This is a genomic window from Nonomuraea helvata, assembly GCF_039535785.1.
GTDB classification, from domain to species: Bacteria; Actinomycetota; Actinomycetes; order Streptosporangiales; family Streptosporangiaceae; genus Nonomuraea; species Nonomuraea helvata.
The window spans coordinates 174,518-190,060 of record NZ_BAAAXV010000005.1 but is presented as its reverse complement, the minus strand read 5'-3'; the positions used below and the strand labels follow the sequence as shown (position 1 = coordinate 190,060).

Below are 15,543 nucleotides of genomic sequence, written 5' to 3'. Positions count from 1 at the left end.
GTAGGCTGGTCGCGTGATCGTTCTGGCCTCAGCCTCCCCCGCACGCCTGACCCTCCTCCGCAGCGCCGGCCTCGACCCCAAGGTGATCGTCAGCGGCGTCGACGAGGAGTCCTTCTCCGCGCATTCCCCGGCCGCCCTCAGCCTGGCGCTGGCCAAGGCGAAGGCGGAAGCGGTCGCGAGCGGGCTGGACGAGGGCCTGGTCATCGGCTGCGACTCGATCCTGGAGCTCGACGGCCGCCCGTACGGCAAGCCGGCCACCCAGGAGGAGGCCACCGAGCGGTGGCGGCTCATGCGGGGACGCACGGGTCGCCTGGTGACGGGCCACTGCGTGATCGACGTCGCCGCCGGCAGACAGGCGGCCGAGGTGGCCAGCACCGTGGTGCGCTTCGGCCGGCCGTCCGACGAGGAGATCGCCGCGTACGTCGCCACGGGTGAGCCGCTCGGCGTGGCGGGGGCGTTCACCCTCGACGGGCGCGGCGGGTGGTTCGTCGAGGGCATCGAGGGCGATCACGGCAACGTGCTCGGCATCTCGCTGCCGCTGGTGCGAGACCTGTTCGAGGAGCTCGGCTACGCGGTGACGTCCTTCTGGCGCTAGCGTCTCGGATCAGCTTGTCGATCCTGTGTCAGGCACGCTGTCTGGGATCGTTTCCCAGCGTGGTGGCGAGGCATGGGCATGCAGATGGAATCCTGCGCCCAGCTCGGCGCCTCGTGGCCTGTGTCGGGGGATGGCTGTGCTGATCGTCGTCCCGCCCTGGTGCCGGTGGGCTGCGCGGGGCAGCCGATGCCGGTCCGTTGGTACGGGTCCCTCCGGACGCTGGCCAGCAGAGCCGGTGGGCCATGCTGGGGAGGGTGCCCTGCGTCGCCTGGGCGCAGGGCGTGTGGTGCGGCGCCGAGTGGGGCCGGTCTTCGACCGATCCGTTCGGCGGGTCGGGGTGGGGGATGGGGTGATGACCGCCTTGGCTTCGAGTGTGTCGACCACCGAGCGGATCATCATCTGCCCGCTGACCCGGTCTGTCACAGTGGTGGCTTGGTGGGTGAGCCCTCTGGCGGCGATCCGCCGCCAGGCGCCCTGGTCGCGGTCACCTTGCCAGCCACAGCACGGACACATGGCCCACTTCCACCCCGCAACCGTCGGTCTATCAGGGGCTTTGCGGTGCCGCAGCGGGGTCAGGCAGTGCGGACAATGCTTGGAAGTGTTGCGTGCGGGCACGATCACGACGGCGATGCCTGTCTCGGCCGCTAGGTGCCGGATCCGATCGACGATCTGTCCCCGCACGGTCTGCGACAGCCGCGTGTTCAAAGTGCGGCTCAGGTGCTTGGCTTCAAGTGAGCGCAAGTCCTCAACATAGATTACCGTGGCGCTGGCGGCGATCGCCTGATCCACGGCCCAGCGGGCGGCCGCCCATGCCAGAGCCCGGTTGAGGCGGGAGCGGCGGGCGGACAGGTGTCGGAGTTCCTCGGCCAGCAGCGCCTGCTTGTCCGCAAGCGTCGGATCAGGGGCGCGCCCATCGATCAGGCGCCGGTAACGTACGGACTTGGCGTGCAGTAGCTGGCTGTGTCTGCGCAGACGGTGCAGCTTGGCCAGCACGCCGGCGGCGCGGAACTGGCCGCCTGCGCCGAGCGCCGTGATCTCCCCATCGCGGTGCAGGCGGACGGCACCGGCTGACAAGAGCGTGTTCAATCCCCAGTCCACACCGAGCGCCACCGTATGACCGCTGCGCCGAGTCTGGGGAACGGCATGGGTATAGGCTACTTCGGCACGTACCGTGCCGTCCCGGACGCGCAGAGTGGGCAGGTGCAGCACTCCGTCACGGGCGATAGTGGGCGCCAATGTGATCGAACAGGCGACCCATCTCCAGTCTGCGTATCCACGCGGGTCGGGCCGGGTGGGTAGTTGCAATCGCAGCAGCGCCCGCTGCGGGTCGTCCTCGCTGCGCTCGATGGTGGCCTGCTGCCGGTCGCAGGCAGCTAGCAGTAGCATTGCTAGGGCCTTGGGTGCGCTCTCCAGCGCGAACAAATCCGCAGGCAACCGTCTGTTGGCCTTCAGGAACGCCGCGATCTGCCGGGTGCGAGCCTTGATGATCCCTGCAGGTAGGTCCTGGCCGCCGACAACAGCGGTGCGCACCTGTTCCCACTCCTCGGCAGTGCGCTTACGTGGATCGACTGGCCAGGTGGCCAGCACACCGGCGATCAGGCCGGCCCGCCAGACGGCTGAGCGCAGCAGCCGTCCAGCCTGTTCCTGAGCCATCCGAACGATCCGGTCATTGACCGTGACACCCTGCGGCGGACTGGTCGTCCAGCCTAGCCGCCGCATTGCCATCCATGCCTGCGACGGCAGTCGCCGCCCGGTCGCGTCCACTCCGCGTGCCAGTAGCTCGATATCGGCGCTGTTCCAATGCTCGTTCATCAGCCTGGTGACCATGCCGTGGACCAGGTCTACGAACCAGCCGACCCGTTCGGCCAACACCGCCGCGGACACCAGCTCGCCGGTCTTCTCCTCACGCCGCCACGCAGTAGCACGTGGACACACGCCATCCGGCAAGTCTGGCCATCTGCCGATACCCGTTTCGACGTCACCGACAGCTTTCTCCAATGGCTCGGCCGCGTTTGGTCGGCGCGCGACGCCTGGCTCGACCGAATGCGTCCTCGACGGCAGTCCGGTGCATCCGGTGGGTCGCGTGGGCCAAGCTGGCGACGTCGTCGAGGAGTCTGTCCCAGTGGACACCATCGACCCTGTAGGAGCGCTCGGCAACTGCTGCGCAGGCTTCGCCGGTCCTCACGCCAACCCAACGGCCGCCATATGTTGCAGCGCCATATGCGGTTGGCGGGGCTGCGTGACGCGGCACCATATCGCGGGCAAACCACCAGCATTCCAGCACGGCCTGCACTCCACGGCTACGACCTTCACTTTAAGTGATTGGCAGATTACCATCTATGCACTCTGCCCGATAGAACATGTGGGCGATGCATAGACGTCGGCGGGGACGGACGGCTACCCAGCACTATCAAGATTTTCGCGAGTGGATCCTAAGCATCACCTGGATTAACGCGGAGGCTGACTAACGCCTGCCGATCAAAACGGCTAGCCTGCCGGGCATGCGATCAGTGCGCGATTTCACGTCCGGTGTCGGCTTCTTCTTCCAGGGGTTGGGGTGGGTCGCCAGGAACGGTCGGTGGTGGCTGTTCGGGTTGATCCCGGCGCTGATCGCGTTCTCCGTGTACGTGGTGGCGCTGATCTTCCTCGGCAACAACGCCACTGAGGTGGCCACGTTCCTGACGCCGTTCGCGGATTCGTGGAGCTGGCGGGAGCTGTTCCGTACGGTGGTGGGGATCGCCCTGTTCCTCGGCGGGCTGGCGCTGGCGGTGCTGACGTTCACCGCGCTCACCTTGGCGATCGGGGAGCCGTTCTACGAGCGGTTGTCGGCCGCGGTGGACGTGCTGGGGTCGGCGGACGAGCAGCCGTGGTGGCGGACGTTGCCGCGCTCCATCAGGGACAGCCTGGTCACCCTGTTCTATGTGCTTCTCTTCACCGTGCCGCTGTTCTTCCTGGGGTTCGTGCCCGTGGTGGGGCAGACGGTGGTGCCGGTGCTCGGAGCCCTCGTGTCCGGATTTTTCCTGACAGTGGAGCTCACCACGCTGGCTCTTGAGCGCCGGGGGATGGCCCGCAAGGCACGCTTCGCGCTGCTGCGCGCCAACAAGGCCAGTGCGCTGGGGTTCGGGGTGGCGGTGTTCCTGCTGTTCCTGGTGCCGTTCGTGGCGGTCATCGCGATGCCCGCCGCCGTCGCGGGCGCCGCCCTCCTCGTACGCACCCGCCTGACTTCCACTCCCTAGCCCTGCGCCACCCGACTTCCTGATCACCACGCCGCGCCCGTGCCGGCCGGTAGTCGTACAGGACAGAAGCTGTTATCCACAACCCCGGCCGTGCTTGTCGCCCTATCCCCAGAACGGCTTTCGGCCCGACGCCCCACCGGCCGTCCCGGGCACCCTAGGGCCCCATGACGACCAACCACCCCGCCCCGGCCTCCTCCCACCCCACCGCCTCCACCTCCGACTTCACCTCGGAGCCTTGCCTCACCCTCACCAGCCCCACCGACATCCTGGCCGCCGTCCCCTACCTCGTCGGCTTCCACCCGAAGTCCAGCCTCATCGTGATCGGTATCCACCGCCGCCAGGCCAAGGTGGTGGCCAGATGGAGTCTCCCGTTCCCGCCCGGCACCCTTGCCGCATTGGAGCCCGCCTTCGAGCGGGAAGGCGTGACGGAGATCGTCATCGTCGGTTATGGCCCAGGAGACCTGGTCACGCCGGCCGTCGACGAGGCGAGGCTCCTCGCGGCGAAGACGGCGATCCACGTGGGCGAGGCGCTGCGGGCCCACGAGGGCCGCTACTGGTCCTACCTCTGCGACCTGCCGGCGTGCTGCCCCGCTGAAGGCACGCCCTACGACCTGTCCACCAGCCAGATCGCCGCAGAGGCGACGGTACGCGGCCTGGTGGCCCTGCCCGACCGCGAATCCCTCGAACGCATCATCGCCCCCATGACGGGCCCCGTACGCCTGGCGATGCGCCGCGCCACAGCCGACGCGGTCGCAGAATTCCGAGCGGGCCTGACAGCCGCCCCGGACCTCGACACCTTCGCCACCCACTACGTGGCAGAGAGCCTGGCCAGGGTGCGATCAGCCCTGCGAACCCATGAGGAGGGCGGCCGCCTGGACGACGCGCAGGCCGCGAAGCTCGGCCTGGCCCTGGCGATCACCAGGGTCCGCGACGAGGCCTGGACCCTCATGCAAGATTCCCACGCACTCCTCTGGAGGGACCTGACCCGCAGGCTGGAGCCGCGCTTCACCCCACCGGCGGCAGCCCTCCTGGCCATGGCCGCCTGGCGCGAGGGAAACAGCATCCAGGCCACCATCGCCTTGGAGCGCGCCCTGACCATCGACCCCGGCTACTCGATGGCCAACCTTCTCATGCACGCCCTCCAGAATCTCCTCTCGCCCGCCATCCTCCGGGGCCGCCTCCCCACCCCGGCCGAGCTCGACGCCGCCATGGGGCCGCCTCATCCATCCTGGCTCCTCCCCCTGGTCAACCTGCTGGACGACGAGGATCCCCAAACGCCAAGCCGGTGAGCCGTTAGTCGGTGAGGCGACAGCGAGTGGAGGTAGGGGGTGCCGCTTGGGAAGGGCAGGTCGGTTACAAAGTGTCTTCCTCGCGGCGGCGGCGCTCGTTGTAGGCGCGCATGCGCGGCGGATACCCAGTGAGTTGAACGTCGTACACCGGGAGGGCGAGATCACGAGCCACCTTGTGGATCACGGCGGGCGAGCCGACCCTGCGCCTGGTCCACTCGCCGTCGTCGGCGACCGCCACGGCGGTCGTGTCAGTGGCGAAGGTCTCTGGTTCGACATAGAACTCGACGCCACGCCGTGAACGGGCGAAGGCGATGAGCGCTTCGATGTCGGCGTCTGTCGCCTCGCGGTCGAACTTCGCGACCTTAGGGCCGCGCAGCCGACGAATGCCGTAGCGGTCTCGCCATCTCATGAATCCTTTTTATACCGTCTGGAGCCGCTGCGCGTCGGGGATGATCTAGGGGACACCTCCGGGATTTTCCCGATACCACGGAGGCTTCCGGCGGCGCACCATGAGAGGTGACTATTCGATGCACAAGGGAGAGGCATGGCGATTATGGCTGGGGTACCGAAAACCCCTGGGCCGGGACAGGTGCCGCCAGCTCATCTGCGCGTCACCAACCAGGACCGAGAGCACGTGGTCGAGCACGTCAAGGTCGCCTACTCGGAGGGGCGCTTCGACAAGTTCGAGTTCGACGACCGGCTGGAGCGCGCGATGACGGCGCGCACGCACGGTGACCTGATGCCCATCATGACCGAGCTGTACGGCGCCCAAGCCGCACCCCGGCTCGCCCCGCTCCCGCCCCCGGTCCGCCACGAGCGCGCACCGGAGAGCAACGAACGTCTGGGCGCCGCCGTCGGTCACCTGCTGATGGTCGTGGGCATCCCGATCGTCGGCCCGCTCATCCTGCTGCTCGCCGGTGGCAAGACCTCGCCCTATATCCGGAGGCAGGCGCTGGAGGCGCTCAACTTCCAGATCACGGTGGTGGGGGCGACGTTCCTCCTGCCGTTCACGGTCATCGGCGTCGTCCTGCTGCCGGTCATCTGGGTCGCGGCCGTCGTCCTCTCCATCGTCGGCGGCATCTCGTCGTTGACGGAGGGCAACTTCCGCTATCCCTTGACGGTGCGCCTGGTGAAGTGAGGGGCCACGTCATGCCCGTACGGCCGAATGGTCCTGGTGTGAGCCGACGCACGTGCGGTCATGGGCGGCGGGGCTTGAGGCGCTTCATGGCCTGACCCGTGCCGGCGGGTTGTCAGCGGGACAGGACCTCGTACTTGACGCGCATCACCCCGGCGCCGGTGTTGCCGATGGCGGCGAAGGCGGCTTCTGAGAGGTCGAGGCAGCGGCCGCTCACGTACGGGCCGCGGTCGTTGATGCGGACCGTGACAGATTCGCCGTTGTTCGGGTTGGTGACGCGGACCTTGCTGCCCAGCGGGAGCGTCTTGTGGGCGGCGGTCATGGCCGAGGGGTCGAAGCGTTCGCCGCTCGCCGTCATCTGGCCCTCGGCGTAGTACGAGGCGCCGCAGGTCCCAGAGGCGAGCACGCGGGTCTTCGGCTTGTGGGCCGGGGACTTCGTCGTCTTCGGGGCGGCCGTGGCATCGGTGGCCGGCTTCGAGTGGCTCGCCACCGCGGACTTGGTGGTGTCCGGCTGGTCTGCCTTCGGGGTCTTGGTGCTCTTCGGGATGGCTGCCGTCGGCGTCTGGGTGGTGTTCGGCAGTGTCGTGGTGGTCTTCGGACGGGCCGCCGCGGGGGGCTTGGGGGCCGGGGCAGGCGATTGGGGCGCTGCCTGGCGGGCGGCTTCGTTCAGAGGCTTGGCCTGGTCCGGAGTGGTGGCGGCCGCGGCACGTTCGGGGGAGTCCGCGTTGCCGATGGTGGCCCAGGCGGTGGTGGAGGCGGCGGCCACGACGGCGGCGCCCGCGGCGATGGCGGTCCAGCGGCGCTTGCCCGCGATCAGCTTGCGGAACTGAGGGGATGGCTTGACGGAATGCTGACCCAAGGTAAACCACAGTCCTGGCTAGGGGATAGGGAAGGGAAAGGCCGCTCTCGCAGGGGGTGAGGGCGTATTGCGGCCGATCCATGGGCGAGGCCGGGGGTCCCGCGCGATGGGGTCGAACATATGCGACAAAGCCCAGGTAAAGGCAACTTAATGCCACATCCAGTGATATATCTCACCTACGCCTCAAGATCGCCTATAATGCCCCGCGCAAACCGTGGATCTTCGGGAATTCGGTAAAACACGAAAGAGCGGCTTGATCGGGTGGGAGGTAATGTCACCCCCGGCTAATTCCGATCAAGCCGCTGATCTTCAGTGACAGTGATCTCAGAGTTCGTCGATGCCGACACCGCCGCGGCGAACGGCGGCAGCGCCTAGAACATCAGCGAGCGCACCGTATCGACCGTGTCCGCATCTTCGACCCGCTTGTCCGGGCGGTAACGGAGAACCCGCGCGAACCGGAGGGCCATGCCGCCGGGATAGCGCGGCGAGCGCTGGACCCCGTCGAAGGCGATCTCCACCACGAGCTCGGGCCGCAACGTCACCGTCCACCGGTCGGTCGGCCCCTCGGCCAGCTCGAGGAAGCGCTCGGTCTGCCAGGCCAGCAGCTCGTCCGTCAGCCCCTTGAACGTCTTGCCGAGCATCACGAACCCGCCTTCGGGATCACGCGCCCCGAGGTGGAGGTTGGAGAGCTTGCCCTCGCGCCGCCCATGGCCCCACTCGGCGGCCAGGACCACCAGGTCGAGCGTGTGACGCGGCTTGACCTTGATCCATCCGGCGCCCCGGCGGCCCGCCGCGTAGGGGGAGGCCAGTGACTTGACCACCAGGCCCTCGTGGCCCGCCTTGACCACGTCGGTGAAGAACTTCTCGGCCTCGGCCACGTCGCCCGTCACGAGCCGCGGCGTCAGCAGGCCCTGGGGGACCGCGCGCACCAGCGCCTCCTGGCGCTGCGAATAGGGCAGGTCGAGCAGATCGGCGCCGTCGACCCGCAGGGCGTCGAAGAAGAAGACGCTCAGCGGCGTCTGCTCGCGCAGCTGCGCGACGTTGGTCTTGGTGGTGACCCGGCTCGCCGTCACCTGGAACGGATGCGGCCGCCCGTCAGGACGCAGCGCGAGCACCTCGCCGTCCAGCACGAGATCGTCGTACGGCATCTCGAGCACGGCCTCGACCAGCTCGGGGACCTGCGGCGTGATGTCGTCGAGCGTGCGCGTGAAGACCTTCACCTCCGGGCCCGAGCGGTGGGCCTGCACGCGGATGCCGTCGAGCTTCCACTCCAGCGCCGCGGGGGCTCCGGCCTTCTCCAGCGCGGCGGCCACGTTGGGCGCGCTGCCCGCCAGCATGGGCGAGACCGCCCGCCCCACCTCGAGCCGGAACGCGCGCAGCGCCTCGACCCCGCCGCTCAGCGCGGCCGCGCCCACGGCGGGGAGCCAGCCGCGCAGCGTGAGCGCCCGCCGCACGTCGGCCGACGGTGCGCCGGACGCCTTGGCCACCGCCTCGATCATGACGCCGTCGAGCGCGCCCTGCCGCAGCTCGCCGAAGAGCAACCGGCGCATGAACTGCTGCTCCTGGCTCGTCAGCCCGGCGAACAGCTCCGCCACCAGTGTCCTGCGCGCCGCCTGCGAGCCCGGCCCGGAAACCGCCTTGATCCTGCTCAGCAGCTCGTCGACGGCGCTCAGCGTGGCGGTGGCCGCCAGCTTGGGCTGGGGGATGTCCTCCAGCGTGCGCCAGCCCACGCCCACCTGCCGCTGGGGCAGCTCACCCGAGAGGTACGAGATCGCGATCTCCGCCTCATCCGGGCCGACCCGGCCGAGCAGCTCCGCCAGATGGCCCACTTTGCCGAGCCGGGCGGACGTGCGCGTCACCGCCTCGGAAACCCGGACCACGTCGATCAGAAGCACACGCCTATGGTGCCTCACCACGCCGACATTTCCCCACCCGATATCGACCAAGTGTCTGCCTTGTTCCCGGCACGGCACCGGACATCGGCGGGAAATCGGGATTCGACGGGCGGGACGGAGACGCCGCCTGTCACGCCTGACCGGGATGACGAGGCCGTCTGCCACGCATGATCACAGGAGGCCGCCTGACGCGCGTGACCGCAGTGATGAGGCCGCCTGACGCGCGTGACCGCGGTAAAGGCGCCGGAGGCGAAGAAAACGGGGGCGGGCCGCCGTGAAAGGCCGTGAGAGGCCGTCAGGCTGCGGCCCGCCCCCGTGAGAGCCGCTAGCTGACGCCGAGCAGGTCGACGACGAAGATGAGCGTCTCGTTCGGCTTGATGCGCGCGCCGGCCCCGCGGCTGCCGTAACCGAGGTGCGGCGGGATGACCAGCTTGCGCCGCCCGCCGACCTTCATGCCCGCGACGCCCTGGTCCCAGCCGGCGATGACGCGCCCCGCGCCCAGAGGGAACTCGAACGCCTCGCCGCGGTTCCACGACGCGTCGAACTCCTCCCCGGTCGAGAACGCCACGCCGACGTAGTGGACGCGTACGTTGTGGCCGGGCTTGGCCTCCGGGCCGTCACCCACGGTCAGGTCGACGATCTCCAGGTCGGCGGGCGGGTTGCCCTCGGGGAAGTCGATCTCGGGCTTGTCGAGTGCCACGAAGTGCTCCAGTTGATGTTTGCTGACAATGAGACCCGACGACTCTATGCGGTCGGGATATCGTCATCGTTCATGGCCGCCGTTTCTCCCGATGCGATTCTGCTCACCGACCGCGTGGCCGTGGTCACCGGGGCGGCCAGGGGCATCGGGCTGGCGATCGCCGAGGCGTTCGCCGCGTTCGGCGCCCACGTCGCCGTCTGCGACCGCGACAGGCCGCACGCCGAGCTGGCGATGACCCTCGACGTACGCGACCACGTGGCGGTGGAGATCTTCGCCCAGGCCGTACGCGAGCGCTGGGGCCGCGTGGACGTCCTGGTCAACAACGCGGGCGGCACCTTCCACGCCGCGTTCACCGACACCTCGCCCCGCGGCGAGCAGATCCTCATCGAGGAGAACTTCACGCAGGTCACCGGCATGACCCGGCGGCTGCTGCCGATGATGCGGCCGGGCGCCTCGATCATCAACGTGACGTCCAGCGAGGCCCACCAGGCGGCTCCGGGCTTCGCCGTGTACGCGGCGATGAAGGCGGCCCTGGAGAGCCTGACGAAGACGCTCGCGCTGGAGCTGGCCCCCAGGGGCATCCGGGTGAACGCGATCGCGCCAGACGCCGTCCAGACCGAGGGCGAGTCAGGCGTGCGCGAGCGCATGCTGGCCCGCCCGCTGCCCTACGACCCGGTACGCGTCCCGCCGCTCGGCCACCTCGGCACCCCGGGGGACGCCGCGGGGGCGGCCGTGTTCCTGGCCAGTGATCTGGCCAGGTTCGTCACGGGGACGACGCTGCACGTGGACGGCGGGATCCACGCCGCAGGCGGCTGGCGGAGAACCTGACAGACGCGGCCGGCTACCAGCTCTGGTGCAGCGGCATCCCCTCGGCGTAACCGGACGAGCCCTGGATCCCGATGACGGCCTTGGCGTGGAACTCCTCCAGGCTCGACGCACCCGCGTACGTGCACGCCGACCGCAGCCCCGCCACGATGCCGTCGATCTGGTCCTCCACGCTCGGCCGCTTCGGGTCCAGGTACATGCGGGAGGTCGAGATACCCTCCTCGAACAGCGCCTTCCTGGCCCGCTCGAACGCCGAGTCGTCGGCCGTCCGCAGCCGCACGGCCCGCGCGGAGGCCATGCCGAAGTTCTCCTTGTACTTGCGCCCGTTCGCATCGGTATGGGTGTCGCCGGGCGACTCGTAGGTCCCCGCGAACCACGAGCCGATCATCACGTTCGACGCCCCAGCGGCCAGCGCCAGCGCCACGTCGCGCGGGTGGCGCACCCCGCCGTCCGCCCACACGTGCCGCCCCAGCCGCCGGGCCTCGGCCGAGCACTCCAGCACCGCCGAGAACTGCGGCCGGCCGACCCCGGTCATCATCCGCGTGGTGCACATCGCGCCGGGACCGACCCCGACCTTGATGATGTCGGCCCCCGCGTCCACCAGGTCGCGCACGCCCTCCGCCGTCACCACGTTGCCCGCCGCGACGGGCACCCCGGGCTCGACCGCCCTGACGGCGCGCAGCGCCGAGAGCATCTTCTCCTGGTGGCCGTGCGCGGTGTCCACGACCAGGCAGTCGATCCCCGCCTCCAGGAGCTCCTTGGACTTGGCCACCACGTCGCCGTTCACGCCGACCGCGGCCGCGACGCGCAGCCGTCCCTGGTCGTCGACCGCGGGCTGGTAGAGGGTGGCACGCAGCGCGCCCAGCCGCGTGAGGATGCCCACCAGCCGCCCGTTCCCGTCGACGATGGGCGCCAGCCGGTGCCGCCCTCCGTGCAGCCGGTCGAAGGCCGTACGCGGGTCGAGCCCGGCGGGCAGGGTCAGCAGCTCGCTCGACATGACCTGCGAGAGCTGGGTGTACATGTCGGTGCCCTGGCAGTCGGCCTCGGTCACGACGCCGACCGGCCGGTTGTCCCAGTCGACCACGATGATCGCGTCGTGCGCCCGCTTGGGCAGCAGTTGCAGCGCCTCGCCGACCGTGTCGTGAGGGGTGAGGGTGAGCGGCGTGTCGTGCACGAGGTCGCGCTTCTTGACCCAGTCCACGACGTTCGCCACCACGTCCAGCGGGATGTCCTGCGGGATCACGGCCATGCCGCCCCGCCGTGCCACGGTCTCGGCCATACGACGGCCGGCGACCGCGGTCATGTTGGCGACGATGACGGGGATGGTGGTGCCCGTGCCGTCGTGCGTCGAGAGGTCGACCTCGAGCCGGGAACCGACCGAGGAGCGCGACGGGACCATGAACACGTCGCTGTAGGTCAGGTCGTGATGAGGCTCAAGGCCGTTGAGAAACTTCACGTTCGTCCATCTTATGCGGTGATGCCGCTCTTATGCGGTGATGCCGCTATGAGCGGTTCCACGTTTGGCGGGGGGCTTATGATCAGCCGGGACACTTTTGGGGGAGGAGGGCCTGTGGACGTCATCGAACGGGCCGAGTTGATCGTGGTCGGCTTCGCCGTACGTACCACGAATGCCGATGAGATGGATCCGGGGCGGGCCAAGCTGCCCACGCTCTGGCAGCGGGCGGGCGCTCCCGGGGCTTTCGCGCATGTGCCGGGGCGAGTTGACGAGAACCTCTATGCCGTGCTGACCGACTACGAGAGCGATCACAACGGGGCCTACACGCAGATCGTCGGCACCGGCGTGCGCACCGTGCCGCGGCTGCCGGAGGGCATGGTCGCCGTACGCGTGCCGGCCGCGCAGTCGCTGAAGCTGGAGGTCCGCGGCCCGATGCCGCAGGCCCTGGTCGACGCGTGGCAGCAGGTGTGGAAGCACACGGAGTCGGGGGGCACGCCGTCGCGCGCGTTCACCACGGACCTCGAGGTGCACCACCCGGAGGGTGCGGACCTCTACATAGCGGTTTAGGTCAGAGGCCGAGCGCGGCGGCCGCCGCTTCGACGGCCGCCGGCTTGACCTCTTCCATCGGGAGGCTCGCGTACTCCACCGAGCAGTCGGACATGCCGCCCAGCGCCACCGTCGCCCGGATGTGCTGCGCCTGCGTGAGGCCGGGGCCCAGCAGCAGCGCGATCACCTGGCGCCGCCAGTCGAACATGCGCGTGCCCAGGTCGAGCACGCCCAGCACGGACAGATCCCGCACCATCATGGTGATCACTTCGCGGTGCCGCCAGATCAACTCGAAGTAGTCGCCGAGCAGCTGCCGCGGATCGCCCGGCTGCCGCGCGGACACGAACCGTTCGATGTCCTCCACCATCGGCTCGACGATGCTGCGTACGAGGTCGTCGCGCGAGGCGAAGTGGTAGTAGAGCGCCGGCTTGGTGATGCCCAGCCGGTCTGAGATCTGACGCAGGCTGGTGTTCTGAACGCCCTGCGAGACGAAGAGCTCACGGGCCACCTCCTGGATGCGGGCCTTCGTGTCACTGGGCATGGATCAAGAATACCTCTTACCTACCGTTAAGTAAGCTGCTAGCCTCGTACTTACCATCCGTTAAGTAAGGAGGCGTCATGCGCATCCTCATCTCCGGCGCGAGCGTCGCCGGCCCGGCCCTCGCGTACTGGCTCACCAGGTACGGCTTCGCCGTCACCGTCGTGGAGCGGGCCCCGGCGCTGCGCAAGACGGGCGGCCACGCCGTGGACCTGTTCAGGCCCGCGATGTCGATCGTGGAGAAGATGGGCGTCCTGGAGCAGGTCGTGGCGAAGAAGACCGGCATCGAGTGGCTCACGATGCACAGGGAGGGGGAGTCGCGGCCCGTGGAGCTGGAGCTGCGCCGCGTGATGTCGGCCGTCTCCGACCGGCACGTCGAGATCATGCGCGACGACCTGAGCGAGATCTTCTACGACGCCACCCGCCACGACGTCGACTACGTCTTCGGCGACTCCATCGCCTCCATCTCCGAGGACGGCGAGGTCGCGTTCGACAGCGGCAGGACGGACGTGTTCGACCTGGTCATCGGCGCCGACGGCCTGCACTCGAATGTGCGCCGCCTGGTCTTCGGCCCCGAGTCGCGGTTCACCACCTGGATCGGCGCCTACCTGGCCGTCGTCTCCGTGCCCCAGCACCTCGGGCTCGAGGGCCGCATCGAGAGCGTCGCGGGGATCGGCAGGATGGCCGGGGTCGGCAGGACCAGGCACATGGACGACGCGCGGGCGGTGTTCCTGTTCAGGACGCCGGAGCAGCTCGACTACCACTACCGGGACGTCCCGCGGCAGAAGGAGTTGCTGCGCGAGCGCTTCCAAGGGCTGGGCCGGCAGGTGCCGCGGCTCCTGGAGGAGCTGGACCGCACGCCCGCGTTCTACTTCGACTCGATCACGCAGCTCCACCTGGACAGCTGGTCACGCGGCCGGGTGACGCTCGTGGGCGACGCCGGCTACTGTCCCGGCCCGGCCGTCGGCGGGAGCACGAGCCTGGCGGTCGTGGGGGCGTACGTCCTGGCGGGCGAGCTGGCCGCGTACGGCGGCGACCACACGCGGGCCTTCCCCGCCTACGAGGCGGAGATCGGCGACTACGTACGCCGCAGCCGCACGTTCGCCGTCAACGCGGCCAAGCGCATCGTCCCGGGCACCCGGTTCGACCTGTGGGCGCTCGCCGGGCTCGTACGGCTGATCAACCATCTCCCGATGGCGCTCACCACGGCGGCCTCCAAGATCAGCAGCAAGGGCGTGCGCCTGCACGACTCGATCGCGCTGAAGGACTACGACAGCACCCCCTGGCCGCGCAGCTTCTCCGCCTCCTCCTGAGACAGCCCCCATCGGGAGAGGTCGGTGAGCCGGGTGGCGGGGGAGAGGTCCTGCACCGGGACGCCGAGCAGGCGGGGCGCGGGCACCGGCTGGGTGACGCCGCCGACCTCGACGAAGGAGCCCCGGGCGGTGTTGTGCGCGTAGGAGGCGGCCTCGCCCATGGACAGGACGGGGAAGACGCACGCGTCCGAGCCCTCGAACAGCGCCTCCCACTCCGCCCGCGTCCGCTTCCCGAACTCCTCCGCCAGGCGGGCCCTCAGCGCCGGCCACTGCGCCCTGTCCTTCCGGTCGGGCAGGTCGGTCAGGCCCATCAGGGTGACCATCGCCTCCCAGAACTGCGGCTCCAGCGACCCCACGGCCACGAACAGGCCGTCGGCCGTCTCGTACGTGTCGTACTGCGGTGCACCCGTGTCGAGGAGGTTCGTCCCGCGCGGCCCCCAATGACCGCTCTGCGCGGCCTGGTAGAACATCGAGAACAGGATCGCCGCGCCGTCCACCATGGCGGCGTCGATCACCCGCCCCTTGCCGGTGCGTTCGCGCTCGAACAGGGCGAGCAGCACCCCGTACGCGAGCATGAGGCCGCCGCCCGCGAAGTCGCCCAAGATGTTGATCGGCGGGGTCGGCTTGCCGCCCTCGCGGCCCAGCATCGACAGGACGCCGGAGACGGCGATGTAGTCGATGTCGTGCCCGGCCGTGGGCGCCAGCGGCCCGTCCTGCCCCCAGCCGGTCATCCGGCCGTAGACGAGCCGCTCGTTCACGGCGTGCAGATCCTCGGGGCCGATGCCGAGCCGCTCGGCCACGCCCGGCCGGAACACCTCGATCACCACGTCGGCGTGGCGTGCCAGCTCCTTGAACGCCGCCACGCCCTCGGGTGCCTTCAGGTCCAGCCCGATCGTGTGCTTGCCGCGGTCCATGACGTCGCCGCGCGGCCGGTCGGAGACCGCCGTGACCCGGTCCACCCGCAGCACCTCGGCACCGTGGTCGGCCAGCATCATCCCGGCGAAAGGCCCTGGGGCGAGTCCGGCCAGCTCCAGCACGCGCACTCCGGCCAGGGGGCCGCTACGAACATCAGGCATCCCCCCAGTAGAACAACCTTCGGTGATCTGTTGCAAGCGGCCTTGGCGACCTTCCGGCGAAGGCGTGGGAGGTATGGGAA

15 protein-coding genes are annotated in these 15,543 nt (G+C 69.4%); 7 read left to right on the top strand and 8 right to left on the bottom strand.

All coding sequences use genetic code 11. The features are described 5' to 3' along the window. Positions 1–13: 13 nt before the first annotated feature. Positions 14–595: a Maf family protein gene (locus ABD830_RS20160; protein ID WP_344989345.1), complete on the top strand. Its 582-nt coding sequence runs from the start codon at positions 14–16 to the stop codon at positions 593–595. A gap of 9 nt (positions 596–604) precedes the next feature. Here ABD830_RS20160 and ABD830_RS20155 read toward each other — a convergent pair whose 3' ends face one another. Continuing rightward, a complete protein-coding gene (locus tag ABD830_RS20155) occupies positions 605–2,479 on the bottom strand; it encodes a zinc ribbon domain-containing protein (RefSeq protein ID WP_344989342.1) in 1,875 nt (624 codons plus the stop codon). A gap of 617 nt (positions 2,480–3,096) precedes the next feature. On the opposite strand from ABD830_RS20155, the gene ABD830_RS20150 reads away from it, so the two are divergent. Both ABD830_RS20150 and ABD830_RS20145 read left to right on the top strand, forming a co-directional pair. Beyond that, entirely contained in the window at positions 3,097–3,831 is a 735-nt protein-coding gene (locus ABD830_RS20150; protein ID WP_344989339.1) for an EI24 domain-containing protein, read from the top strand. A gap of 164 nt (positions 3,832–3,995) precedes the next feature. After that, positions 3,996–5,120 carry a DUF4192 domain-containing protein gene (locus ABD830_RS20145; RefSeq protein WP_344989337.1) on the top strand — a complete coding sequence of 375 codons (1,125 nt, stop codon included), beginning with the start codon at positions 3,996–3,998 and terminating at the stop codon, positions 5,118–5,120. Between the two features lie 64 nt (positions 5,121–5,184). On the opposite strand, the gene ABD830_RS20140 is transcribed toward ABD830_RS20145, so the two are convergent. Further along, on the bottom strand, positions 5,185–5,529 hold the full coding sequence (locus tag ABD830_RS20140; RefSeq protein WP_344989334.1) for a hypothetical protein: 345 nt from the start codon (positions 5,527–5,529) through the stop codon (positions 5,185–5,187). A gap of 180 nt (positions 5,530–5,709) precedes the next feature. On the opposite strand from ABD830_RS20140, the gene ABD830_RS20135 reads away from it, so the two are divergent. Continuing rightward, positions 5,710–6,258, top strand: a complete 549-nt coding sequence (locus tag ABD830_RS20135; RefSeq protein ID WP_344989331.1) for a DUF1707 and DUF4870 domain-containing protein — start codon at positions 5,710–5,712, stop codon at positions 6,256–6,258. Positions 6,259–6,370: 112 nt separating this feature from the next. On the opposite strand, the gene ABD830_RS20130 is transcribed toward ABD830_RS20135, so the two are convergent. The 3 genes from ABD830_RS20130 to ABD830_RS20120 form a co-directional block, all read right to left on the bottom strand. After that, positions 6,371–7,114, bottom strand: coding sequence for a septal ring lytic transglycosylase RlpA family protein (locus tag ABD830_RS20130; RefSeq protein ID WP_344989328.1), 744 nt, complete (start codon positions 7,112–7,114; stop codon positions 6,371–6,373). A gap of 371 nt (positions 7,115–7,485) precedes the next feature. Continuing rightward, on the bottom strand, positions 7,486–9,009 hold the full coding sequence (locus ABD830_RS20125) for an ATP-dependent DNA ligase (RefSeq protein WP_344989325.1): 1,524 nt from the start codon (positions 9,007–9,009) through the stop codon (positions 7,486–7,488). Positions 9,010–9,334: 325 nt separating this feature from the next. Continuing rightward, the gene (locus tag ABD830_RS20120) at positions 9,335–9,709 is read right to left on the bottom strand and encodes an FKBP-type peptidyl-prolyl cis-trans isomerase (RefSeq protein ID WP_344989322.1); all 375 of its coding nucleotides are present in this window, start codon (positions 9,707–9,709) and stop codon (positions 9,335–9,337) included. Between the two features lie 72 nt (positions 9,710–9,781). On the opposite strand from ABD830_RS20120, the gene ABD830_RS20115 reads away from it, so the two are divergent. Further along, positions 9,782–10,537: an SDR family NAD(P)-dependent oxidoreductase gene (locus tag ABD830_RS20115; protein ID WP_344989319.1), complete on the top strand. Its 756-nt coding sequence runs from the start codon at positions 9,782–9,784 to the stop codon at positions 10,535–10,537. A gap of 13 nt (positions 10,538–10,550) precedes the next feature. Here ABD830_RS20115 and ABD830_RS20110 read toward each other — a convergent pair whose 3' ends face one another. After that, positions 10,551–11,990, bottom strand: coding sequence for a GuaB1 family IMP dehydrogenase-related protein (locus ABD830_RS20110; protein ID WP_344989316.1), 1,440 nt, complete (start codon positions 11,988–11,990; stop codon positions 10,551–10,553). A gap of 114 nt (positions 11,991–12,104) precedes the next feature. On the opposite strand from ABD830_RS20110, the gene ABD830_RS20105 reads away from it, so the two are divergent. Further along, positions 12,105–12,557, top strand: a complete 453-nt coding sequence (locus tag ABD830_RS20105; protein ID WP_344989313.1) for a GyrI-like domain-containing protein — start codon at positions 12,105–12,107, stop codon at positions 12,555–12,557. Position 12,558: 1 nt separating this feature from the next. Here ABD830_RS20105 and ABD830_RS20100 read toward each other — a convergent pair whose 3' ends face one another. Next, positions 12,559–13,077, bottom strand: a complete 519-nt coding sequence (locus ABD830_RS20100) for a TetR/AcrR family transcriptional regulator (protein WP_344989310.1) — start codon at positions 13,075–13,077, stop codon at positions 12,559–12,561. A 77-nt stretch (positions 13,078–13,154) separates the two neighbouring features. Here ABD830_RS20100 and ABD830_RS20095 point away from each other — a divergent pair, with 77 nt between their 5' ends. Then, the gene (locus ABD830_RS20095) at positions 13,155–14,387 is read left to right on the top strand and encodes an FAD-dependent monooxygenase (RefSeq protein ID WP_344989307.1); all 1,233 of its coding nucleotides are present in this window, start codon (positions 13,155–13,157) and stop codon (positions 14,385–14,387) included. Here ABD830_RS20095 and ABD830_RS20090 read toward each other — a convergent pair. Next, entirely contained in the window at positions 14,342–15,463 is a 1,122-nt protein-coding gene (locus tag ABD830_RS20090) for a CaiB/BaiF CoA transferase family protein (protein WP_344989305.1), read from the bottom strand. The genes ABD830_RS20095 and ABD830_RS20090 overlap by 46 nt on opposite strands. Between the last annotated feature and the right edge of the window lie 80 nt (positions 15,464–15,543).